This window comes from Thiobacillus sp. (assembly GCF_013693775.1).
Lineage (GTDB): Bacteria > Pseudomonadota > Gammaproteobacteria > Burkholderiales > Thiobacillaceae > Thiobacillus.
In genome coordinates this window covers 1,494,047-1,516,804 of record NZ_CP059257.1, presented here as the reverse complement: position 1 = coordinate 1,516,804, position 22,758 = coordinate 1,494,047, and the positions used below count along the sequence as shown (strand labels likewise).

Sequence of the window (22,758 nt, the reverse complement as noted above, 5' to 3'; positions counted from 1 at the left end):
GCCTTCGAAGCATAGGATGGTTTGCGGCTTATGGGGTTCCCAGAAAACGTGCTTCGAGTTCCTGCAGGTTGAGTTCAACCAGGATCTGTTGCAGACGTTCCCGTGCGTTCCGGCGCGGCGCGTTTGCCTGGGTGGCGATGATGAGTTCGTTCTTCAGCGAGTGCTCCCAGCCTACCAGCTCGGTGACGGTGACCGCATAGCCGTGCGATTCCAGCTGCAGGCAGCGCAGCACGTTGGTCAGCTGGCTGCCGAATTCGCGGGTGTGGATCGGGTGGCGCCAGATTTCCGACAGCGGGGTTTTGCCGAAGGATGCGTTCTTGTGCTTGCGCAACACGGCCGCGACCTCGGCCTGGCAGCATGGCACCAGCACGATGTGGCGGGCCTGTTTGGCGAGCGCGAACCGGATGGCGTCGTCGGTCGCGGTATTGCAGGCATGCAACGCGGTGACGATGTCGATGCGCGGCGGCAGGCTCTCGGTGGTGATCGATTCCGTGACCGTCGCATTCAGGAACGACATGCGCTCGAACCCCAGCCGGGCCGCCAGTTCACGTGACTTTTCCACCAGGTCGTCGCGCGTCTCGATGCCATAGATGTGCGCGCCGGGACGCGCCTTCAGGAACAGGTCATACAGAATGAAGCCCAGATACGACTTGCCGGCGCCGTGGTCGGCGAGCGTCAGCGTGTCCTGCCGGCCCAGCACGTCCTCCAGCAGCGGCTCGATGAAGTTGCACAGGTGATACACCTGCTTCAGTTTGCGGCGGCTGTCCTGGTTGAGCTTGCCGTCGCGCGTGAGGATGTGCAGTTCCTTCAGTAGCTCGACCGACTGCCCGGGGCGCAGCACCTCGGCCAGCGGGTCGGTGTAGGCCGCTTTTGGCGCGCGGCTGGCGAGGGGGCGGCGCGCTTCATTCTGCACCGAGCAGGCGCACTTCGCGCTGCGGGAAGGGAATCTGGATGCCGTGTTCGCGGAAGGTTTCCAGTACCGCCTGGGTGATGTCGCCCGACGTGGCGTAAAAATCGGCCACCGGAGTCCAGGGGCGGATCGCGATCTGCACGCTGGAATCGGTCAGCGCCAGCACACGGATGAAAGGCTCCGGTTCCTGCAGGATCTTCGGGTGCGCGCGCAGCAAGTCCTGAATGGTGGCAAGCGCTTGCCGGATGTCGGTGTCGTAAGCCACGTTGACGATCACGTCGAGTTGCCGCAGCGTGCCGAAATTGTGCAGGATCTCGCCGACGATCTTGCGGTTGGGGATGACGATGCGAGAGCGGTCGGGGTGGCTCAGTACAGTATTGAACAGCTTGATGTCCTCGACCGTGCCCTCCTCGTCGACAATGGAAATGTATTCCCCCACGTGGAACGGTCGGGTGAAGAGGATCGTCAGCCCGGCCGCCAGGTTGCCCAGCACACCCTGCATGGCCAGCGCGATGCCCGCACCGGCCACGCCCAGCCCGGCGATCAGCGGCAACAGCTGCACCCCNAGGTTTTGCAGCGCCATGATGAGGAACAGACCCAGCACCAGGATGCGCACGATGCGAACCAGCAACACGCGTAGCGGCTCGTCGAGCCCGAGTTTCGCCAGCATGGAGTCGACCAGCTTGCCCACCCAGCGCCCGACGTAATAGCCCGCCACCAGGATCAGCAGCGCCACCAGCAGCTTGGGGCCGAACTGGACGGCCAGCTCGATCGCGGTTTTCTTGGCGTATGCCAGCGTTTGCAGTTGTTCGTCCATGATCGGGAAAAGGCAGGGGGAAGACCGAAGGGTATCAAAACCCCGGCAGGGCAGAACCGGCCGGTTGATCCCGTGGGGACGGTTTCCGGGATAATGCCGACTTGCTGATTCCGATTCCAGATCCAAAGTGGCGCGAAGCCGAGCCGCAGACAGTGCCGTCGCACGGCAAGGCGAAGGCGACAAAGCCAGGTTGGATCTGGAATCGGAATGAAAGGGTTTTACCGTGTCAGTCGTCAATATCTCCTGCTACAAATTCGTTTCCCTCGCCGACCGCGAGGCCTTGAAGGCCGATCTCACCGCGCGCTGTCTTGCCCTCGACCTCAAGGGCACCATCCTGCTGGCGCCGGAAGGCATCAACGTGTTCCTGGCCGGCTCGCGCCAGGCGATCGACGCCATCGTCGCCCATCTGCGCGCCGATCCGCGCTTCAGCGATCTCGCGCCCAAGGAGAGCCTGTCGGCCGAGCCACCATTCAAGCGCATGCGGGTGCGGCTGAAGAAGGAGATCATCACCATGAAGCATCCGCTGATCCGTCCCGAAGCGGGCCGCGCGCCGGCGGTGGCGGCGGCCACGCTGAAGCAGTGGCTGGATCGCGGCTGCGACGACGAAGGCCGCCCGGTGGTGATGCTCGATACCCGCAACGACTACGAAGTGGCGGCCGGCAGCTTCGAGAACGCGGTCGACTACGACATCGGCGTCTTCAGCGAATTTCCCNCGCGGCTGGCCGAACACCTGGCCGACTATGCCGGCAAGACCGTGGTGTCGTTCTGCACCGGCGGCATCCGCTGCGAAAAGGCCGCCATCCACATGAAGGCAATCGGCGTCGAGCACGTGTACCAGCTCGAAGGCGGCATCCTCAAGTATTTCGAGGAAGTCGGCGGCGCGCATTACCGCGGCGATTGTTTCGTCTTCGACGAGCGCGAGGCGCTGAGTGCGGACCTGCAGCCGGCGGCGGGACGCCTGCATCGCTGATCGCCCGGCCCCGACGGGGGTGACCGCTCTCCATGTGAACAAAAACAAGACATAACAACTGCTTGTGAAAAAGCACCCGATTGCACAGGGCTTGCCCGCTACCAGGGCATCGTTGATCGAACGGGTGTGCGGCGCGCGGCCGTTCATTTTTCCAATCTCAAGACGGAACAGGGCCTGGCAGACATCATTGCCTTCATCGAACGGGAAGGCATGCTGCAGGCGGCCTGACTACTCGTGCCGCACGATATCGACCGAGATCTCCACCGCCGGAATCGTTCCCCTGTTCTCAAGCCAGTGCAGGGTGTTCCTGTCCTCGGGCCAGCCCACGCCCGGCCCATAGTCCGTCGCGACGCCATTCCGATGGTCCGTGATCGTTCCTTGCAGGACGTAGACGGTGCCTGGCCGGTCCTTGTGGTCGTGAAGCGGGCCGAAGACGCCACCAGGCTCGATGGTCACCATGCGCATTCGAAGTTGGCGCCCGGCCATGCCCTCGATCTCAGGACCCAGGTCAACCGTCGAAAGTAACTTCACCGTCACCCCTTTCGTTTCGGGTGCCATCTGTTTGTTGCTCATCGTGACTCCTCTCTGTAATTCCAGGGCCAACGCCGAACTGACCGGACCACAATACGTGGCTGCTGCGGAGCGGTCATTCCCTGTTGGATTCCGTGTTGAACGACAAGTTAGACTTCAGCGGACAGGATCTCCTGTTTCTTTCTCTTGAATATCGTTGATGAGGAATTCCATTTCCGAAATTTCACGCCGTTGGGTCTGGACGATTCCATCCGCAAGTTTTCTTACACGGGGNTCTGCGATGCGCGCGCGTTCACTCGTGAGAATCGCAATTGAATGATGGGGAATCATGGCTTCCATCCATGCAACATCTCCCACCGTTACCTGGCTCCTCACGAGCCACAGACCCAAACCGATTAAGCCGATACTGCCGACGACGATCACTGTGTTGGCGCGTCGATCCTTATACATGTGGCGCATAAAAAATAGCATGACCAGCGACATGCAGCCAGACATGATCAAGGTCATGAACATGCGGGTTTGACTGAACCAAACATGACTGAGTTGATAGGTGTTCAGGTACATCAAACCGAACATCAGCAACGATGCAGCCAAAATCATGAGCAGAAAGTTTCTGTATGGGTGCATCTTCAGCCTCCAGTATCGCAATGATTGTTAATGGTCCTTTCAGTGCCTCATCTTTGGAATGTTGCGTTTTCAAGAGTGACGCGGCTATAGGCATAATCTGCTGCGGATGTAGGCGCTCGACGAATGAATGCTGCTGGGCATGGGATCGTGAATGAACCGCTTTCGCCGCATCGACGGTCATTCGATGAACACGCAAGCCGGAACGGTTCCTTCCGGGTCGGCATCTGCGATTCCTCAATCCCCAGCCATCAATTCAGCGCCCGGATCGACTGCATCGGCGGCACGCGCGTGATGTGCCGCGTGGTGAGCCAGCCGCTCATCCCGACCAGCAGGGCGCCAGCCACCGGCAGCGCGAGCCATAGCCACGGATGCAGGCGCAGCGGCAGTTCGAACAGGCGCTGGGCGATCAGCGCCATGGCGATTTCTGCGCAGGCGCTGGCGAGCAGGCCGGCCAGCAGGCCCAGGGTGAGGAATTCGCTCCACAGGCTTTTGGCCAGGTAGGCGCGCTGGGCGCCCAGGGTGCGCAACAGGACAGCCTCCTGCTGGCGGGCGTCGAGGCTGGCCAGCAGCGTGGCGATAACGACGGCCATGCCGGCAGCGAGCAGGAATCCCAGCAGCAACTGGATGGCGCCGATGATCTGGGCGAACACCGCTTCGAGGTTGGCGATGAGCCGGTCCAGTGCGAGAACGGTGATGCCGGGGAACATCTTGATGAAGCTCGGCAATACGCTGGCCGCATCGGGNGGCACGTAGAGGCTGGCGATGGAACTGGCGGGCAGGGCGTCGAGCTGGCCGGGGGCGAAGATGACGAAGAAGTTCGGTTGCATCGAGTCCCATTTCACGCTGCGAATGCTGGTGATGCGGGCGGCGAGCGTCTGGTCGCCGATCCGGAAACCGAGCCGGTCGCCGAGGGCCAGATGCAGGCGTTCGGCCATGCCCGATTCAACCGAGATTTCGGCGACGTGGCTGTCGCCGTGCCAGTGTCCGGCGAGTACGGCGTTGTTGGCGGGCAGGGTGGCGGTCCAGGTCAGGTTGAGTTCGCGCCGCAGGCTGTTGGCATCGCGCGCCTCCGGCGGCAGGGTGGACGCGATGGGGACATCATTCTTGGTGGTGAGGCGGCCGCGGACCATGGGATAGAGCGCGGAGGCCTTGAGATGGTGTTGCGACAGGTAGGCGGCGACGGATTGCTGCTGGGCGGGGGCGATGTTGATCAGGAAGTAGTTGGGTGCATCCGGCGGCAATTGCTGGCGCCAGCCGGCAATGAGATCGCTGCGCACCAGTGCCAGCAGCGCCACGAGAAACAGGGCCAGGGTGAAGGCGCCGAGCTGCAGGGTGCTGTCGAAACGGTGGCGCAGCAACTGGGCAAGTCCGAAGCGTACCGGGCCGTGGCTCATTTTCTGGACACCGCGGCCAGCTGCCAGCGCCAGGCGTGCCAGCAGGGCCAGCACGACGATCAACCCGGCCAGTGCGCCGACGAACACGCCGATCAGCCTGGCGTTACCCGCATACCAGGCGATCAGCAGCAGTAGCGCCGACCCGCTGATCGCCGCGCTGAGCCATGCGACGACCGGCAACGGCGGCAGATCGCGCCGCAGCACCCGCAGCGGCGGCACGCGGACGAGGCGCATCAACGCGGGCAGGCTGGCACCCGTCAATGCCAGCAGGCCGCTGAAGACGGCAGCGCCCACGGGCGCGAGCCCAAGCGACGGCAGGCGGGTGACGGCATCGGGCAGGACCAGCAGCGCCAGCGCCTGCTGCATCAGCGCGCCGATCGCCACGCCGATCAGACTGCCCAGCAGGCCCAGCGTGAGCAATTGGATGGCATACAGCGTACGCAGCTGTGCCGTGGTGGCGCCGAAGCATCGCAGCAGCGCGGCCTGGTCGTAATGCCGCAGCGCATGACGATGGGCAGCGATGGCGATGGCGGCCACCGACAGCAGCAGGCTGATCAGCGCGGTGAGCTGGATGTAGCGGTCGGCATTGGCGAAGGCGCCGCGCAGGGTCTCGACGCCTTCGCGCGAGCCGATGAGGCGCTGGGTGCTGTCGAGCCGCGATTTCAGCGCGGCGCTGAATGCGGTGAGCTGCGCCGGGTCGCCGGCAAACTGGTACAGGTAGGTCACGCGACTGCCGGGCTGCAGCACGCGGGTTTTCGCGACGTCATCGGCGCGCATGAAGACGCGCGGCGCGAGGCCGAACACGCCGCCGAGCTGGCCAGGTTCCTCGGCCACGATTCCGGCGATGGTGAAGCGGGCTTCGCCGATCTGCACGCGATCGCCCACTTTGGCCGACAACAGCGGCAGCAGGTCGGGGGCGACATAGATCATGCCGGGTGGCGGCTGCGCGGGNCGTGCGGTGCCGGCCGCGAAGGGGCGGTCGGCGATGCGCACGCTGCCGCGCAAGGGATAGGACGCATCGACGGCACGCAGGGTGGCGAGCTGGAAGGCGTCGCCCTTGGCGAGCATGCTGGGAAATTCGAGCGCCTGGCTGCGCGCAAGCGGGCTGGCCGTGCCTGCGCTTTTTGTAACGGCGAGATCGGGCCAGTCTTCGATCGGCCGTGGGCTGGTGACCAGCAGGTCGGCGCCGAGGAAGCTGGCACCCTGCTCGCTCATGGCACGCTTCAGGCGGTCGCCGAGAAAACCGGTGGTGCTGACGCTGCCGACACCGATGATCAGCGCCAGCAGCAGCACGCGCCATTCGCCGCTCGCACGTTCGCGCCGCAGCAGCCACAAGCCGAGCCGCGCGAAGCTCATGCAACGGCCTCTTCGCGCGCGCGGCCCGCGACCAGGTGCAGCCGGCGCTGGCAGCGTGCCGCCAGCGCATCGTCGTGGGTGACCAGGATGAGCGTGGTATGGGCGGAGGCGTTGAGTTCGAACAGCAGTTCGATGATGCGTGCGCCGGTGTCGGCGTCGAGGTTGCCGGTGGGCTCGTCGGCGAACACGATTTCCGGGTCGGTGGCGAAGGCGCGTGCGATGGCGATGCGCTGTTGTTCGCCGCCGGACAGCTGGCGCGGCGTGTGGGTGGCGCGCGTGGCCAGGCCGACGCGGTCGAGCCAGTGGGCGGCGCGGTCGCGCGCGTCGGGGCGGCCGGCCAGTTCCAGCGGCAACAGGACGTTTTCCAGGGCGGTGAGGGCGGGCAGCAGCTGGAACGACTGGAACACGAACCCGATACGGCCCGCGCGCAGGCGGGCGCGGGCGTCTTCGTCGAGCGCATCAAGACGCTGGCCGAGCAGGGTGATCTCGCCTGCGGAAGGATGGTCGAGTCCGGCCAGCAGACCCAGCAGGGTCGATTTCCCGGAGCCGGACGCGCCGGTGATGGCGAGCGTCTCACCCGCTTTGACGGCGAGTCCGACTTCGCTGAGGATGTCGAGCATGCCGCCGGCGGTCGGTACGCGCTGGGACAGGTCGCGTGCCAGGACGACGGTATCGGGGAACTGCGCGCTGTCGGGTAGCGTCATTGGAATGAATCGGTTCAAGGTGAGTGAATGAATTATCGCGTGTGGTGGCTGTTGTTGCTGTGGATTCCGGGCTGGGCGGCGGCGAATCCCTGTTCCCTGTTGATTGTCGGCGACAGCCTGAGTTCCGGATACGGTCTGGCGAATGGCTCGAGCTGGGTGGACAGGCTCGATAGCCGCCTGAAGAAAGCGGCGCCGGACTGGCGCGCGGTCAACGCCAGCGTGAGCGGCGACACCACGCAGAACGGCCTGCAGCGCCTGCAGCCTGCGCTCGATCGGCATCATCCGCAAGGCGTGCTGATCGAACTCGGCGGCAACGATGCGTTGCGCGGCACGCCGCCCGGAACGATCCGGCAGAACCTGGTGACGATGATCCGCCAGGCGAAAGCGGCAGGCGCCTGGGTGGCCTTGCTGGAGGCGCCGGTGTTGCCGAATTACGGCAAGCCGTATGCCGATGCGGTGGCCAAGCTGTACGTCGACGTGGCGCGCGAGGAAAAATCATCCGCGTGCCGTGTTTTGTCTGCAAGGTTGCGGTCGTGCCGGGCATGATGCAGGCTGACGGCATCCACCCGAACGAAAAAGCCCAGGGCGCGATGCTCGACGCCGTGTGGCCGCACATCAAGCCGAAATTGCGCTGCACGGTGAAGAAATCATGAGCGCCACAGCCTGTCCGTGCGGATCGGGCCGTCCGCTGGCGGACTGCTGCGGCCGGTTTCATGTTGGCGAGCGGGCGCCGGACGCCGAAAGCCTGATGCGTTCGCGCTACAGCGCCTACGTGCTGGGCCTGGAGGACTATTTGCGCGCGACCTGGCATCCCGCGACCTGTCCCGTGGCGCTGGGTCTCGACGCGGTGCCGCGCCCGCAATGGCTGGGGCTGACGGTGAAGGCGCATACGCCGCTGGACGAAACCCATGCGACGGTCGAGTTCGTCGCACGCTACAAGCTCAACGGCCGTGCTTTCAAACTACACGAAACCAGCCGCTTCGAGCGGGTGGACGGACGCTGGCTGTACGTCGACGGCGAGATCCGGGAATGAAACGAACCAGGCCCGCTTGCGCGGGCCTGGTTCTGCTTCTCGTGAAACGGTGGGGTGGATGATGGGACTCGAACCCACGACAACAGGAATCACAATCCTGGACTCTACCAACTGAGCTACATCCACCATTGTTGTCGCCAGCACGGCTGGCAACGAAAACCTTGGCCTGCCCGACAGGAATCGAACCTGTAACCCCCAGCTTAGAAGGCTGGTGCTCTATCCAGTTGAGCTACGGGCAGAGACTCACTTCTCGGGCACGATCACTTACTGTCTGGGGTGGTCGGGGTGAGAGGATTCGAACCTCCGACATCCTGCTCCCAAAGCAGGCGCGCTACCGGGCTGCGCTACACCCCGAAATCCTATCGGCGTCCGGCATTCCGGGCGCATTTCGAGAGGCGAGACTATACCTTGGCGAATCGGCCGGGTCAATTTTCGCTTGAGTCGGAGGGGAGTTTCGGGAAAATCACCCTTTTGCTTCAGGGTTGTCTTGATGAGCGCACGTATTCTCGACGGCAAGGCCATGGCCGACACCATCCTCGCAGTGGTCCACGACAAGGTGGCCGAACGCGAGGCGCAGGGCAAACGCCGTCCCGGCCTGGCCGTGATCCTGGTCGGCGACGACGCCGCTTCGGCCGTGTATGTGCGCAACAAGAAGCGTGCCTGCGAGCGGGCCGCCGTCACCAGCGTGTCGCACGACCTTCCCAGCGCCACCACGCAGGACCAGCTGCTGGTGCTGATCGACACGCTGAACGCCGACCCGGCCATCGACGGCATCCTGGTGCAACTGCCGCTGCCGGCGCACATCGATGCCGAGACGGTGATCGAGCGCATCCGCCCGGACAAGGACGTCGACGGCTTCCACCCCTACAACATCGGCCGGCTGGCGGTGAAGATGCCGACGCTGCGTCCGTCCACGCCGCGCGGCATCATGACGCTGCTGCGCGCTACCGGCGAGGAGCTGCGTGGCAAGAATGCGGTGATGGTCGGCGCGTCCAACATCGTCGGCCGGCCGATGAGCCTGGAGCTTCTGCTTGCAGGCTGCACGATCACCGTATGCCATAGCGCCACCCGCGACCTCGAGAGCTTCGTGCGCTCGGCCGAGGTGCTGGTGGTGGGGGTGGGGCGGCCACGCATGATCCCGGGCGACTGGGTTCGCGAAGGCGCGATCGTGATCGACGTCGGCATCAACCGCCTGCCCGACGGCAAGCTGGTGGGTGACGTCGATTTCGATACCGCGGTGGAACGCGCCAGCTGGATCACCCCGGTGCCCGGCGGGGTGGGCCCGATGACCGTCGCGACCCTGCTGGAGAACACGCTCGAAGCCGCGCTGATGCATAACCCATGAAGGGGATTAGCCCTGGTGTAGCGCCCTTAAATACGCCACATCGACGAACCGCTGGCTGAGTTCGGCCCCGGCGAGTCGCTGGTTTGGCGCACCGGGTTCGCCGAGATCGGAGAGCACGACGGCCGCGCCGGTGAAATCGTGATCCAGCGTGTAGTCGTTGACCGTCACCAGTGTTTTCAGGCCGGCGCCCAGGCTCGCGCGCAGGCCATTCTCCGAATCCTCGAACGCCAGGCAGTCGGCGGCGGCAAGGCCCATTTTCTCCAGCGCGTAGTGATAGATGTCGGGCGCGGGTTTCTTCGCCGGCACGATGTCGCCTGCCGCGATCACTTCGAACCAGTCCTGGGTGCCGGCGCCCAGGCTATGTTCCAGCAGTACGGTGACGTTTTCCGGCGTCGTGGTGGTGGCGATCGCCAGGCGCAGGCCGGCGGCGCGCGCCTCGACCAGCAGGCGCTTGACCCCGGAGCGCATGGGAATGCCGCCTTGCGCGGCCAGCGCACTGTAAATTCGGGTCTTGGCCTTGTGCAGTTCGGCCACCAGTTCGTCGAAATTGTCCGGCTTCCTATAGTCCGGCCGGAAGTGGTCGATATAGTGCTTCATCCGCTCCTTGCCGCCGGTGACGGCAAGCAGTTTGCCATAGAGCGCGACGTCCCAGTGCCAGTCGAGACCGGCGTCGGAAAAGGCCTGGTTGAAGGCGGGCCGGTGGCCGTCGCGTTCGGTGTCGGCAAGCGTGCCGTCCACGTCGAAGAGTAGGGCGTGTAGTGTCATATGGTTGCGGCGCGTAAGCGATTCTGATATTAAAGCAGGTTGGGCTTGGCCCGGATTAGACCGAAATTTTCAAAGAGAACAGAGAACGAGATGGCTGAAACTTTGATGCGCTTCGAGCCTTACAAGGCCAAANAGGGCGAAGAATACATGAATGCAAAACAGCTCGCGCATTTTCGCAAAATGCTCGAAGCCTGGAAAGCCGAGCTGTCGCAGGACATCGATACTACCCTGCATTCGATGCAGGACGAGCAGACGGTTTTTGCCGACCCCAACGACCGCGCCACCCAGGAATCGGACATGGCGCTGGAGCTGCGCAACCGTGACCGGGAGCGCAAGCTGATCAAGAAAATCAACGAAACCATCGCCAAGATCGACGCCGGAGATTACGGCTACTGTGAATCCTGCGGGGTCGAAATCGGGCTGGAGCGCCTGCAGGCGCGCCCGACGGCGACGCTGTGCATCGACTGCAAGACGCTCGAGGAAATCCGCGAGCGCCAGGTCGCCAAATAACAACAAGAAGAAGTAGCGCCAGGTCGCCTGTTCAGGGCAGCCTGACGTGTAGCAGAATAAACCGGCGGCGTCCCGTCGCCCCACCAGACTCGCTGCGGAGAGAGCCATGGCAGACCTCGACGAATTCGACCGTTATTACAACGGGCTGCTGTACAGTGTGATGCGCTGGGACCAGTTGACGTCGTTCTGGCAAAAGGTGGACACCGGAGCGGGCTGGTATCTCTATGCGGTGGGGCAGGATGTTCCTGCGGAGCCGGCTGCTGCCGACAAGGTGCAGCAGTTCATGCGCGAACTGGATGAATTGCTGCGGCGCGAGCATCACGAGGATTACTGCGCGATTGTGTATGCGGACAACCTGGATGCGCCCAACTTCATCAAGATCTATGACCCCAACCATCTCGGCAGTTCGTGCGGATCGAGTGCAACCAAGTCATCGATCCTTCCAGGCTGGCTGATGAGCCGCACGCCGCCGCGTGAACTCGAGATGCACGGGGTGGTGACCGGCCAGCGCAAACGCTGGTGGCAATCGTTTCTCGCCAGTACGGCATAAAAAACCGCGCCCGAGAGCGCGGTTTTTGTGTCCTTGAAGAATTACTTCGCGGACTCGGCCGGAGCGGCAGCGTCAGACTTCTTCTCTTCAGCTTTTTGGCAGCGTGCTTCTTGACATGCTTCTTGACGTGCTTCTTGGCCTTGGGCGCAGCAGCGGGCTTTTCTGCGGCGGTGGCGCCAGCAGGTGCGGCGGGTGCTGCATCGGCAGCCATGGCGGACAGGCTGAAAGCGCCGGCAATCGTAGCGGCAACCAGGGAAGACAGCAGTTTGTTCATGAGTTTCTCCATATGATCAAGTGAAAGATATGCGGCCACTGATTGCGACTGCATGGAGGGCACTATGCGGTGCGATACTTACATGAACCTTACGAATTCGCCCGATCAGAACATTGTTATTCGCGATGGACTGAAGGCCGGATGGCCTGAGTTTGTGTCAGACTTCAAACATGAAGATCCTGCTCGTGGAAGATGATCCGACCCTGGGTGAGGCCGTCATGCTGGCGGTCCGGCAGGCAGGCTTCGCGGTTGATTGGAGCCGCGATGGGGTGCAGGCCGAGACCGCGCTGAAGACCTATGCCTACGATGCCATGCTGCTCGATCTGGGGCTGCCGCGACGGGAAGGCCTGGAGGTGTTGCGCAATGCGCGCAAACGCGGCGCAACCCTGCCGGTGATGGTCCTCACCGCACGCGATACGGTGGAGGATCGCGTTCGCGGTCTCGATGCGGGCGCGGACGATTATCTGCTGAAACCGTTTGCGCTGGATGAATTGCTGGCGCGGCTGCGCGCCTTGTTGCGGCGGGCGCATGGCGTGGCCGATACCCAGATTCGCATGGGCCGCTTCTGTTTCGACAGCGTGAAGCGGCAGGCCAGCGTCGACGAGACGCCGTTGGTGTTGTCGGCTCGCGAGGTGGAGGTGCTCGAAATTCTGCTGAGCCATGCCGGGCGTGTGACGGCCAAGGAGGCGATCGCGGATCGTCTGACGGGATGGGATGACGGCGTAGGCGACAACGCGGTGGAAGTCTATATCCATCGCCTGCGCCGCAAGCTCGAGGGTTCCGGCGTGGTGATACGCACACTGCGCGGCCTGGGCTATCTGCTGGAAGCCGAGCGTTGAACGGGGAAGGCCAGACAAGCCTGCGGCGGCAGTTGATCGTCCGCATGCTGTCGATGATGCTGCCGCTGTTCATTCTGTTGTGGGTGATCGCCTATTTCTCCAGCCAGTACTTCATCAATGCGGCGTTTGACCGATCGCTGATCCGGCGTACGTTCGCGCTGGCCGATCGGGTCGAGGTCATGCAGGGGCAGGTGCAGGTGGACCTGCCGGTTGCCGCGCGCGAATTGCTGGTGTTCGACCAGGAGGATTTGCTGTTCCACAGCATTACCAATCCGGCCGGACGTGTCATCGACGGCGAGCAGGATATGCCGCGGCTTCCTGACCATCAGAATATCCGGCCGGGCCAGTTGGTTGTCTATGACGGCATCAAGGACGGCGAGAAGGTCAGGGTGGCTGCTTTTGGACTTTCGCTCAAAGGCACGAGTGCGCGTGGGACCGCCCTGGTCCAGGTGGGCGAGACGCTGTCGCACCGTTCGGCCATGGCCGAACGCGCCACGCTGGCGATCGTGATTCCGATGCTGCTGATGACCCTGACTGCGGCGATCGCCATTGCCTATGGCGTGCGGAAGGGGCTCGAGCCGCTGAGCCGGCTGCGCGACCGGTTGTCAGCGCGGCAGGCGTTCGATCTGAGCCCGGTTCCTCTGGGAGAGACTCCCGCCGAGCTGCGCCCGTTTCTGGATGAAATCAATTCGCTGCTGCAGCGCCTGTCCGAAGCGGTGGAGTCGCAATCGCGTTTCGTCGCGGACGCCGCGCATCAGCTTCGCACGCCGATCGCGGGCATCCGCGCGCAAGCCGAGGCAGCGCTGGCCGGCGCGCGACACGAGGATGCCCAGCATGCGTTGTCGCGTATTGCCCAGTCGACCCGGACCATGGGCGATCTGGTGCAGAAGCTGCTCATTCTGGCGCGTGTCGATGCGGCGGAAAACACCTTGCGCCTGAACCGGCTGGATGGCGTGGACGTGGTGCGGGAAGTTGCGCGGGAGTGGGTTCCGCAGGCCTTGGCGAGCGGGGTGGAGATTGGTTTCGACATGAAGGACAGCGAGGCCTGGGTGATGGGCGATGCGCAATTGCTGCGGGAAATGCTCGCCAACCTGATCGACAATGCCCTGCGGTATGGCGGCACGCGCATCACGCTGACGGTCCGGCGTTCCGAACAGGGCGTGATCTGGCAGGTGGCGGACAACGGGCCGGGTATCCCGGAGTCGCAGCGTGCCGCAGCCTTTTCGCCATTCCATCGGCTGTCGGGCAGCGTGGAGGGTGCCGGACTCGGCCTGACCATCGTCCAGCGAATCGCCCATTTGCATGGCGCACAGGTGAGCCTGGGAACAGGGGCAGAGNGGGTGGGTCTGGTCGTGAACGTCCTGTTTCCTGCGGCACCCGCACAGGCATAAAAACCGCGCCCTTGAGCGCGGCTTTCTGTGGCGACAAACAGCGTGGTCAGCCTGCCGTTTCCGGCGTTTCGTTGTCGGTGGCGGCCGGTGCGTCCAGCAGTGCCTTCATCGACAGGCGCAGGCGGCCTTTCTCGTCGGCTTCCAGGATTTTTACCTTCACGATCTGGCCTTCCTTCAGGTAGTCGCCGATGGTGTTGACGCGCTCGTGGGCGATCTGCGAGATGTGCAGCAGGCCGTCGCGGCCCGGCAGCACGTTGACGATCGCGCCAAAGTCCAGCAGCTTGATGACCGGGCCTTCGTAGACCTTGCCGACTTCGACCTCGGCGGTGATCTCCTCGATGCGTTTCTTGGCCAGTTCGCCGGCTTCCATGCTGGTGCAGGCGATCTTCACGCTGCCGTCTTCCTGGATGTCGATCTGGGTGCCGGTTTCCTCGGTCAGCGCGCGGATGACGGCGCCGCCCTTGCCGATGACGTCGCGGATCTTCTCCGGGTTGATCTTCATCGCGATGATGCGCGGGGCGTAGGCCGACATTTCATGCGTCTCGGAAACCGACGACTTCATGATGCCGAGGATGTGCATGCGGCCTTCCTTCGCCTGCGTCAGCGCGGCCTGCATGATCTCCTTGGTGATGCCGGTGATCTTGATGTCCATCTGCAGCGCGGTGACGCCTTTTTCGGTGCCCGCGACTTTGAAGTCCATGTCGCCGAGGTGGTCCTCGTCGCCCAGGATGTCGGTCAGCACCGCGAAGCGGTTGCCTTCNCTGATCAGGCCCATGGCGATGCCGGCGACGTGCGCCTTCAGCGGGGCGCCGGCGTCCATCAGCGAGAGGCAGCCGCCGCACACCGAAGCCATCGACGACGAGCCGTTGGATTCGGTGATTTCCGAGACCACGCGCATGGTGTAGCCGAACTCTTCCTTGGTCGGCAGCACCGCCAGCAGCGCGCGCTTGGCCAGACGGCCGTGGCCGATCTCGCGGCGCTTGGGCGAACCCACGCGGCCGGTTTCGCCGGTGGCGTAGGGNGGCATGTTGTAGTGCAGCATGAAGCGGTCGGAGTAGGAGCCTTCCAGCGCGTCGATGGTCTGCTCGTCGCGCCCGGTGCCGAGCGTGGTGACGACCAGTGCCTGGGTCTCGCCGCGGGTGAAGAGGGCGGAACCGTGGGTACGCGGCAGCACGCCGGTGCGGATGGTGATCGGGCGCACGGTGCGGGTATCGCGGCCGTCGATGCGCGGCTGGCCGGACAGGATGCGGTTGCGCACGACGCTGGCTTCCAGGCGGTGGAAGGCGTCCTTGACGTGATTCTGCGCGACAGTGTCCATGTCGGCAGTGATCAGTTCGGCGAAGGCCTTGCTGCGGACTTCGTCGACGGCGGTCATGCGCGCCTGCTTCTGCTTGATGTTGTAGGCCTGCTGCAGACCGTCCTCGGCCAGGGCCTTGAGGCGTTCCACCATCGCCGTATCTTCGGCGAGCGGCTGCCAGTCCCAGGCGTCGGCGCCGGCTTCGTCGGCCAGCTCGTTGATCGCGTTGATCGCCGCCTGCATCTGGGTATGGCCGAACACGACGGCGCCCAGCATGATGTCTTCGGGCAGTTCCATGGCCTCGGACTCGACCATCAGCACGGCGGTCTCGGTGCCGGCGACGACCAGGTCGAGCGCCGAGTTCTTCAACTCGGAGTTGGTCGGGTTGAGCACGTATTCGCCGTTGATGAAGCCGACGCGCGCCGCGCCCACCGGGCCGTCGAACGGCAGGCCGGACAGAGACAGCGCGGCGGAGGCGCCGATCAGCGCGGGAATGTCGGCGCTGACTTCGGGATTGGACGACATCACGGTGGCGATGATCTGCACTTCATTGAAGAAGCCTTCGGGGAAGAGCGGGCGGATCGGACGATCGATCAGGCGCGAGATCAGCGTTTCGCCTTCGGACGGACGGCTTTCGCGCTTGAGGAAGCCGCCGGGGATGCGGCCGGCGGCGTAGGTTTTNTCCTGGTAATCAACGGTCAGCGGAAAGAAATCCTGGCCCGGCTTGACTTCGTTCTTGGCGACGACGGTGACCAGTACCACGGTGTCGTCAACGTTGACGATGACGGCGCCGGAGGCCTGGCGGGCGATTTCGCCGGTTTCCAGCGTGACCTGGTGGCGGCCGTAGGTGAAAGTTTTCTTGATAGCGCTCACACGAGTTCCTTTCAAAGCAAAAACGCCCCGCAGAAGCGGGGCGTGCGAAATTCAGGGGGCAATACGCCCCATCCACAGCTCTGATACAGACAGCGCCGGTGCAGCAGGGTGCCGGATCATCACAGTGGCTCTGCAGGGATTACTTGCGCAGACCGAGGCGATCGATCAGGGTCTTGTAGCCTTCGAGGTTGGTGCGCTTCAGGTAGTCGAGCAGCTTGCGGCGGCGGCTCACCATCTTCAGCAGACCACGACGCGAGTGGTGATCCTTTATGTTGGCCTTGAAATGGCCGGTCAGGTCGTTGATGCGAGCCGTCAGCAGGGCAACCTGCACTTCGGGCGAACCGGTGTCGGCGGCGGCGCGTTGGTAATCTTGGACGATTTGCGCTTTTGCGCGGTATTCACAGCCATGGTGTACTCCTTTGAAATCGCGTGGCCTGCGGCTGAGCGGGACACGTTCGGGGAAACCGCGTATTTTACGTGGAAAGAGGCGTGCAACTCAAGCCTGTTGGGTGGCGATCAGACGTCGCGGCACCAGCTGGCCATTGTTGGCGTCGGCGAGGCCGAGGAAGGCGTGCGGCGGCGCATACACGCGCATGAGCCCCGCACGCGCGTCCGGGTGCAGGACGCTGCGTCCCTGGCACAAGCTCAAGGCGCCGGCAGCATCGAGCTGGACGGCAGGCAGGTGCATCACCAGGCAGTCTGCGGGCAACAGCAGGGCGTGGCGCTGGCTGGCGTCGAGCGCGTCCAGATCCGTCAGTGCGTGGGCCTGATCCAGGCTGAATCCGCCTGCAGCGGTGCGCGTCAGCGCGGTGAGGTGGGCGCCGCATCCCAATGCGGCGCCGATATCCTGCGCCAGGGTACGGATATAGGTCCCGGCCGTGCATTGCACATCCAGCACCACGCGCGGCGGGGCGCATTCGACGATCTCCAGCGCGCGGATCGTGACCTTGCGCGGCGGGCGTTCGATTTCGATCCCGGCGCGGGCATATTCGTAAAGCGGGCGCCCCTGATGCTTGAGCGCCGAGTGCATGGGCGGGATCTGCTCGATCTCGCCCAGGAAGCGCGGCAGCACCGCGGCAATGTCGTCGCAGCCGACCGCCACCTCACGCGTGTCGAGCACCTCGCCTTCCGGATCGCCGGTCGTGGTGGTGACGCCGAGTTGCAGCACGGCGCGATAGCGCTTGTCGGCGTCGAGCAGGTAGGCGGAAAACTTGGTGGCTTCACCGAAACACAGCGGCAGCAGGCCGTCGGCGAAGGGGTCGAGGGTGCCGGTGTGTCCCGCCTTTNNGGCGTTGAGCAGCCACTTGGCTTTTTCNAGCGCGGCGTTGGAGGTAATGCCGACCGGCTTGTTCAGCAGCAGCACGCCATCGACGATCTGGCGGGCGGGTTTCACTCGTCTTTCGGGTGTTTGGCGTCTTCGGCGACGGCCGATTCGATCAGTTGGGTGAGTTCGATGCCGCGTTCGACCGAACGGTCGTACACGAAGGTCAGCTTGGGCACCACGCGCAGCTGCATGCGGTGCGACAGCTGCGACCGCAGGAAGCCGCTGGCGCGCTGCAGACCCTGCAGGCAGGCGTCATGCTCGGCCTGGCCGCCCAGCGTGGTGAAGTAGACCTTGGCGAACTCCATGTCGCGGTTGACCTCCACCTCGGTGATGGTCAGCATGCCGACGCGCGGATCCTTCACTTCCTGCCGGATCAATTCCGGCAGTTCGCGCTGGATCTGGTCGGCGACGCGGCGTGCGCGGGGAAGTCTTTGGGCATTGTATTAAGTGAGGCGTTAGGGGTGAGGCGTGAGGCGGAGTATGGCGGAAATCGCGCCTCACTCCTGACCCCTCACGCCTCACGCGTTTAAAGACTGCGCGCCACTTCCACCACTTCAAACACTTCGAGGATGTCGCCTTCCTGGATGTCGTTGAAGTTCTTCAGCGAGAGGCCGCATTCGAAGTTGGCCTTGACTTCCTTGACGTCGTCCTTGAAGCGCTTGAGCGAATCGAGTTCGCCCTGGTGGATCACGACGTTGTTGCGCAGCACGCGCACGCCGGCGTTGCGTTTGATCATGCCATCCGTCACATAGCAGCCGGCAATGGTGCCGACCTTGGAGATGACGAATACCTGGCGGACTTCCACCGTGCCGATGACCGATTCCTTCTTCTCGGGCGCCAGCATGCCGGATAGCGCAGCCTTCACTTCATCCACGGCTTCGTAGATGATGTTGTAGTAGCGGATGTCCACGCCGCTGGATTCGGCCAGCTTGCGTGCCGTTGCATCGGCGCGCACGTTGAAGCCGATCAGCACCGCCTTGGAGGCGAGCGCGAGGTTGACGTCGGATTCGGTGATGGCGCCGACGCCGCTGTGGATGATGTTGACCTTGACCTCGTCGGTCGACAGCTTGCCGAGCGCATGCGCCAGACCCTCGTAGGAACCTTGGGTGTCGGACTTGAGAATGATGGGCAGATGCTGCACTTCGCCCTGGCCCATCTGTTCGAACATCGATTCCAGCTTGGCGGCCTGCTTTTTCGCCAGTTGCACGTCGCGGAACTTGCCCTGACGGAACAGCGCGATTTCGCGCGCCTTGCGTTCGTCCGGCAGCACCATCATGTCCTCGCCAGCCTGCGGCACATCGGACAGACCCTGGATTTCCACCGGGATCGACGGACCGGCTTCGGTCACCGTCTTGCCTGCCTCGTCCAGCATGGCGCGGACACGGCCGAACACCTGGCCGGCCAGTACCATGTCGCCGCGACGCAGCGTGCCGGATTGCACCAGCAGGGTGGCGACCGGGCCCTTGCCCTTGTCCAGGCGTGCTTCGATGACGAGACCTTTGGCGGGACCATCGGAGGCTGCCTGCAGTTCCAGCACTTCGGCCTGCAACAGGATGGCGTCGAGCAGGCCGTCGATGTTGGTGTTCGCTTTCGCCGACACTTCGACGAACTGGGTGTCACCGCCCCATTCCTCGGGCGTGACGCCCTGCGCGACGAGTTCCTGGCGGATGCGTTCCGGGTTGGCCTCGGGTTTGTCGATCTTGTTCACCGCCACCACCAGCGGGACGTTGGCCGCCTTGGCGTGATGGATCGCTTCGATCGTCTGCGGCATGACACCGTCGTCGGCTGCCACGACCAGCACCACGATGTCGGTCGCCTTCGCGCCGCGCGCCCGCATCGCCGTAAACGCTTCGTGACCCGGGGTGTCGAGGAAGGTGATGACGCCTTTCTCGGTCTCGACGTGATAGGCGCCGATGTGCTGGGTGATGCCGCCGGCTTCACCGCTCGCCACGCGAGTGCGGCGAATGGTGTCGAGCAGCGAGGTCTTGCCGTGATCGACGTGGCCCATCACCGTGACGACCGGTGGGCGGGCGTGCATTTCCACCTCGCTCGTCTCGCCCGTGTCGATCAGGAAGGCTTCCGGCGTATCGAGCGCGGCCGGCTTGCCAATGTGGCCCATTTCCTCGACCACGATGATGGCCGTTTCCTGGTCGAGTACCTGGTTGATCGTCACCATGCTGCCGAGTTTCATCAGCGCCTTGATGACTTCGGCGGCCTTCACCGACATCTTGTGGGCCAGTTCGGCGACGGTAATGGTTTCGGGCACCAGTACTTCGCGTACGATCGGTTCGGTCGGTGCAACGAAGGTGGTTTCTTCGTGGCCACCCTTGGACTTGCCCTTGCGGCCGCGCCAGCCTGCGTCAGGCGCAGCGCCGCCGCGGGTCTTGAGACCCCCNTTACGGCGCGCGGCTTCGTCCTTCCAGGTACCGCCGGCTTTCTTGTCCGGGCCCTTGGCGCCTTTGGCTGCGCTGGGTTTGTCTGGCTTGTGCAGCGTCTTTTCCGTCGGTGCGGCGGGGGCGGCAGGCGCAGCGACTTTCTGGGCTTCCGCTAGCTTGGCGGCTTCGCGTGCGGCTTCGGCCTGCTTGCGCAGGGCTTCGCGTTCGGCGCGAGCCCGCGCATCCGCAGCCTGGCGTTCCTGCAGCGCTTGATGGCGGCGCGTCTCTTCTTCGCGCGCCTTGACTTCGGCTTCGTTGAGGATCGAGGCCTTCTTGATGCGAGTGGTTTTCTTCACCACCGGTGCGGGCTCTGCAGCGGTCTCGGCGACCGCAGGCGGCACGGCTTCGGCGACCGGCTCGGGAGCGGCAGCGGGCTCGGCAGCAACAGGCTCAGCCTCGACGGCCGCAGGCGGCGCGGTTTCAACGACCGGCTCGGGGGCAGGGGCTTCGACCTTGCGCTCCGCCACAGGCTGGGCCGGCACCTCGACCTGCGGAACAGGCGGAGTTTCGGCGGCCGGCTCGGCGACCGGCTGGGCTTCAGCTACCAGTGCGGCGGCATCGCGCTTGACATAGGTGCGTGACTTGCGCGTTTCCACCGTGATGGTGCGCGACTTGCCGGTGCTGTCGGTCTTGCGGATTTCACCGGTCTGCTTGCGCGTGATGGTGATCTTGGTCTTGCCGGTCTCGGTGCCGCCACCGTGCATCTTGCGCAGGTAGTCGAGCAGGTGTGCCTTGTCCGCCTCCGTGACGGAGTCGATTACATCGTTCTTGTTGACGCCCGCCGCCTTCAGCTGTTCAAGCAACAACTGGGGCGGCAGTTTCAGTTCCTGGGCAAATTGTTCAACGTTCATGCAGTCCTCGTGGCGTATCAGCCTTGGGCGAACCAGGGCGCGCGTGCGGCCATGATCAATTGTTTGGCACGTTCGGCATCCATGGCGGCCATTTCGGTCAGCTCATCGACGGCCAGCTCGGCCAGATCCTCGGTGGTGTGGACGCCCTTGCTGGCGAGCGTGCGTGCGGTTTCGGCATCCATGCCCTCGAGCGACAGCAGGTCGCCTGCAGAAGCCTCGACCTGCTCCTCACCGACGATGGCGGCGGTCAGCAGGGCGTTGCGAGCGCGGTTGCGCAGTTCGTTGACCAGGTCTTCGTCGAAGGCCTCGATCTCGAGCATCTCGTTGAGCGGCACGTAGGCGACTTCCTCCAGCGTGGAGAAACCTTCGTCGACCAGGATCTGGGCGACCTCCTCGTCCACATCGAGCTTCTCGATGAAGAGCGCGAGCGTCTTGCCGCTTTCAGCCGACTGTTTCTCTTCGGCCGTTTCGCGCGACATGATGTTGAGTTCCCAGCCGGTCAGTTCGGATGCCAGGCGCACGTTCTGGCCGCCGCGGCCGATCGCCATCGCGAGCTGCTCCTCGTCGACCACGACGTCCATGCTGTGCTTGTCCTCGTCGACGACGATGGAGCTGACTTCGGCTGGCGCCAGGGCATTGATGACGTATTGGGCGGGGTCGGCCGACCAGTGGATGATGTCGACGCGTTCGCCGGCGAGTTCGTTGGTCACCGAGGTGACGCGCGAACCGCGCAGGCCGATGCAGGTGCCGATCGGGTCGATGCGCGGGTCGTGCGAGACGACGGCGATCTTGGCCCGGAGGCCGGGGTCACGGGCGGCCGCCTTGATCTCCAGCAGGCCTTCCTCGATCTCGGGCACTTCGAGCTCGAACAGCTTCATGATGAATTCAGGCGCGGTGCGCGACAGCACCACCTGCGGGCCGCGGGCGCCGCGGTCGATGCGCAGCAGGTAGGCGCGCACGCGGTCGCCAACGCGCAGGTTCTCGCGCGGGATCATCTGGTCGCGGTGCAGGAAACCTTCGACGCGCCCCGATTCGATGATCGCGTTGCCGCGGTCGATGCGCTTCACCACGCCGTTGACGAGATGTTCCTTGCGGGCCAGGAAGTCGCTGATGATCTGCTCGCGCTCGGCGTCGCGGATCTTCTGCAGGATGACCTGCTTGGCGGCCTGGGCGCCGATGCGGCCGAACTCGACGTTCTCCAGCGGCTCCTCGATATAGTCGCCGATCTCGATGTCGGGAATCTTGTCCTGGGCGTCGATCAGCAGGATCTGGTAGCCCTCGGACTCCAGATCGGCTTCGGTCACGACCTGCCAGCGGCGGAAGGATTCGTAATCGCCGGTCTCGCGGTCGATCGACACGCGCACGTCGGATTCTTCCTTGAAGCGTTTCTTGGTGGCGGAGGCGAGCGCCTGCTCCAGCGCTTCGAACACCACCTCTTTGTCCACGTTCTTTTCCCGTGCCAGCGCATCGGCCAGCATCAACATTTCACGGCTCATATTCCCTCCAGCCTGCCTTGCCTAAACCATGGGTTTCAGACGGGCAGCATCCACATTTCTCAAGTCGACCGACACTTCCGAGCCGTCGACGATCAATTTCACCAGTTCGCCATCCAGGCCGACCAGCTGGCCGCTCAGGCGGCGCCGGTTGTCCATCGGCACCCGCAATTTCAGCGTCACCGGCTCGCCGGCGAAGCGCGCATAGTCCTGCGGCTTGACCAGCGGCCGGTCGAGACCGGGNGAGGACACCTCCAGCCTGTCGTAGTCGATGTTCTCGACCGTGAACAGGTGGGTCAGGTGATTGCTCACCGCGACGCAGTCGTCGATCGTGATGCCGCCCGGCTTGTCGATGAAAATCCGGATCAGACCTCGCCCGGCGCGCTCCAGCATCACCAGCTCGTAACCGAGTCCGGCAAGTACAGGCTCCAGGCGGGTGGGTAGATCCATCATCGCAAATCCATTGTCG

The 22,758-nt window shown here is 64.0% G+C and carries 22 protein-coding genes and 3 tRNA genes; 8 read left to right on the top strand and 17 right to left on the bottom strand.

All coding sequences use genetic code 11. The annotated features are described in order from the left end of the window. Positions 1 to 28 precede the first annotated feature (28 nt). Positions 29 to 850, bottom strand: a complete 822-nt coding sequence (locus HZY77_RS07535; protein WP_296820868.1) for an SAM-dependent methyltransferase — start codon at positions 848 to 850, stop codon at positions 29 to 31. Between the two features lie 52 nt (positions 851 to 902). After that, complete coding sequence (locus HZY77_RS07530; protein ID WP_296820295.1) at positions 903 to 1,727, bottom strand: mechanosensitive ion channel family protein; 825 nt, start codon at positions 1,725 to 1,727, stop codon at positions 903 to 905. 223 nt (positions 1,728 to 1,950) lie between these two features. Between HZY77_RS07530 and HZY77_RS07525 the strand changes: the two genes are divergently transcribed. Further along, a complete protein-coding gene (locus tag HZY77_RS07525; RefSeq protein WP_296820292.1) occupies positions 1,951 to 2,697 on the top strand; it encodes a sulfurtransferase in 747 nt (248 codons plus the stop codon). A gap of 228 nt (positions 2,698 to 2,925) precedes the next feature. Here the strand turns inward: HZY77_RS07525 and HZY77_RS07520 are convergent, their stop codons facing one another. The 4 genes from HZY77_RS07520 to HZY77_RS07505 all read right to left on the bottom strand — a co-directional run bounded on the left by HZY77_RS07520 (position 2,926) and on the right by HZY77_RS07505 (position 7,309). Further along, entirely contained in the window at positions 2,926 to 3,270 is a 345-nt protein-coding gene (locus HZY77_RS07520) for a cupin domain-containing protein (RefSeq protein WP_296820290.1), read from the bottom strand. Between the two features lie 114 nt (positions 3,271 to 3,384). Beyond that, positions 3,385 to 3,855, bottom strand: coding sequence for a DUF305 domain-containing protein (locus tag HZY77_RS07515; protein WP_296820287.1), 471 nt, complete (start codon positions 3,853 to 3,855; stop codon positions 3,385 to 3,387). Between the two features lie 248 nt (positions 3,856 to 4,103). Next, on the bottom strand, positions 4,104 to 6,605 hold the full coding sequence (locus HZY77_RS07510; protein WP_296820284.1) for an FtsX-like permease family protein: 2,502 nt from the start codon (positions 6,603 to 6,605) through the stop codon (positions 4,104 to 4,106). Continuing rightward, positions 6,602 to 7,309, bottom strand: a complete 708-nt coding sequence (locus HZY77_RS07505) for an ATP-binding cassette domain-containing protein (protein ID WP_296820282.1) — start codon at positions 7,307 to 7,309, stop codon at positions 6,602 to 6,604. The genes HZY77_RS07510 and HZY77_RS07505 overlap by 4 nt, the downstream gene beginning before the upstream one ends. 27 nt (positions 7,310 to 7,336) lie before the next feature. Between HZY77_RS07505 and HZY77_RS07500 the strand changes: the two genes are divergently transcribed. After that, positions 7,337 to 7,855 carry a GDSL-type esterase/lipase family protein gene (locus HZY77_RS07500; protein WP_296820280.1) on the top strand — a complete coding sequence of 173 codons (519 nt, stop codon included), beginning with the start codon at positions 7,337 to 7,339 and terminating at the stop codon, positions 7,853 to 7,855. Positions 7,856 to 7,958: 103 nt separating this feature from the next. Next, on the top strand, positions 7,959 to 8,342 hold the full coding sequence (locus HZY77_RS07495; protein WP_296820278.1) for a YchJ family metal-binding protein: 384 nt from the start codon (positions 7,959 to 7,961) through the stop codon (positions 8,340 to 8,342). A gap of 50 nt (positions 8,343 to 8,392) precedes the next feature. Here HZY77_RS07495 and HZY77_RS07490 read toward each other — a convergent pair. The 3 genes from HZY77_RS07490 to HZY77_RS07480 all read right to left on the bottom strand — a co-directional run bounded on the left by HZY77_RS07490 (position 8,393) and on the right by HZY77_RS07480 (position 8,696). Then, a tRNA-His gene (locus HZY77_RS07490) sits at positions 8,393 to 8,468 on the bottom strand. A 36-nt stretch (positions 8,469 to 8,504) separates the two neighbouring features. Continuing rightward, a tRNA-Arg gene (locus HZY77_RS07485) sits at positions 8,505 to 8,581 on the bottom strand. Positions 8,582 to 8,619: 38 nt separating this feature from the next. After that, positions 8,620 to 8,696, bottom strand: a tRNA-Pro gene (locus tag HZY77_RS07480). 136 nt (positions 8,697 to 8,832) lie between these two features. Between HZY77_RS07480 and folD the strand changes: the two genes are divergently transcribed. Then, a complete protein-coding gene (gene folD, locus HZY77_RS07475; RefSeq protein ID WP_296820276.1) occupies positions 8,833 to 9,687 on the top strand; it encodes a bifunctional methylenetetrahydrofolate dehydrogenase/methenyltetrahydrofolate cyclohydrolase FolD in 855 nt (284 codons plus the stop codon). 6 nt (positions 9,688 to 9,693) lie between these two features. Here the strand turns inward: folD and HZY77_RS07470 are convergent, their stop codons facing one another. Next, a complete protein-coding gene (locus HZY77_RS07470) occupies positions 9,694 to 10,452 on the bottom strand; it encodes an HAD family hydrolase (RefSeq protein ID WP_296820273.1) in 759 nt (252 codons plus the stop codon). A gap of 90 nt (positions 10,453 to 10,542) precedes the next feature. Here HZY77_RS07470 and dksA point away from each other — a divergent pair, with 90 nt between their 5' ends. The 4 genes from dksA (at position 10,543) to HZY77_RS07450 (ending at position 14,016) form a co-directional block, all read left to right on the top strand. After that, on the top strand, positions 10,543 to 10,962 hold the full coding sequence (dksA, locus tag HZY77_RS07465) for an RNA polymerase-binding protein DksA (protein WP_296820270.1): 420 nt from the start codon (positions 10,543 to 10,545) through the stop codon (positions 10,960 to 10,962). Between the two features lie 106 nt (positions 10,963 to 11,068). Then, on the top strand, positions 11,069 to 11,512 hold the full coding sequence (locus tag HZY77_RS07460; RefSeq protein WP_296633154.1) for a hypothetical protein: 444 nt from the start codon (positions 11,069 to 11,071) through the stop codon (positions 11,510 to 11,512). Between the two features lie 444 nt (positions 11,513 to 11,956). After that, positions 11,957 to 12,625 (top strand): response regulator transcription factor, encoded by a 669-nt coding sequence (locus HZY77_RS07455; protein WP_296633162.1) that lies wholly within the window; start codon positions 11,957 to 11,959, stop codon positions 12,623 to 12,625. Then, complete coding sequence (locus HZY77_RS07450) at positions 12,622 to 14,016, top strand: sensor histidine kinase (RefSeq protein ID WP_296820267.1); 1,395 nt, start codon at positions 12,622 to 12,624, stop codon at positions 14,014 to 14,016. The genes HZY77_RS07455 and HZY77_RS07450 overlap by 4 nt, the downstream gene beginning before the upstream one ends. A gap of 46 nt (positions 14,017 to 14,062) precedes the next feature. On the opposite strand, the gene pnp is transcribed toward HZY77_RS07450, so the two are convergent. From pnp to rimP, 7 genes are all read right to left on the bottom strand, one after another. Continuing rightward, complete coding sequence (gene pnp, locus HZY77_RS07445; protein ID WP_296820265.1) at positions 14,063 to 16,186, bottom strand: polyribonucleotide nucleotidyltransferase; 2,124 nt, start codon at positions 16,184 to 16,186, stop codon at positions 14,063 to 14,065. 139 nt (positions 16,187 to 16,325) lie between these two features. After that, complete coding sequence (gene rpsO / locus HZY77_RS07440; RefSeq protein WP_296820867.1) at positions 16,326 to 16,565, bottom strand: 30S ribosomal protein S15; 240 nt, start codon at positions 16,563 to 16,565, stop codon at positions 16,326 to 16,328. 117 nt (positions 16,566 to 16,682) lie between these two features. After that, positions 16,683 to 17,618 carry a tRNA pseudouridine(55) synthase TruB gene (gene truB, locus HZY77_RS07435; RefSeq protein WP_363154617.1) on the bottom strand — a complete coding sequence of 312 codons (936 nt, stop codon included), beginning with the start codon at positions 17,616 to 17,618 and terminating at the stop codon, positions 16,683 to 16,685. Next, positions 17,576 to 17,887, bottom strand: coding sequence for a 30S ribosome-binding factor RbfA (gene rbfA / locus HZY77_RS07430; protein ID WP_296820260.1), 312 nt, complete (start codon positions 17,885 to 17,887; stop codon positions 17,576 to 17,578). The genes truB and rbfA overlap by 43 nt, the downstream gene beginning before the upstream one ends. Before the next feature lie 149 nt (positions 17,888 to 18,036). Further along, complete coding sequence (infB, locus tag HZY77_RS07425) at positions 18,037 to 20,796, bottom strand: translation initiation factor IF-2 (RefSeq protein ID WP_296820257.1); 2,760 nt, start codon at positions 20,794 to 20,796, stop codon at positions 18,037 to 18,039. Positions 20,797 to 20,813: 17 nt separating this feature from the next. Next, positions 20,814 to 22,292, bottom strand: coding sequence for a transcription termination factor NusA (gene nusA / locus HZY77_RS07420; protein WP_296661222.1), 1,479 nt, complete (start codon positions 22,290 to 22,292; stop codon positions 20,814 to 20,816). A 21-nt stretch (positions 22,293 to 22,313) separates the two neighbouring features. Further along, complete coding sequence (rimP, locus tag HZY77_RS07415) at positions 22,314 to 22,742, bottom strand: ribosome maturation factor RimP (RefSeq protein ID WP_296636833.1); 429 nt, start codon at positions 22,740 to 22,742, stop codon at positions 22,314 to 22,316. Positions 22,743 to 22,758 lie beyond the last annotated feature (16 nt).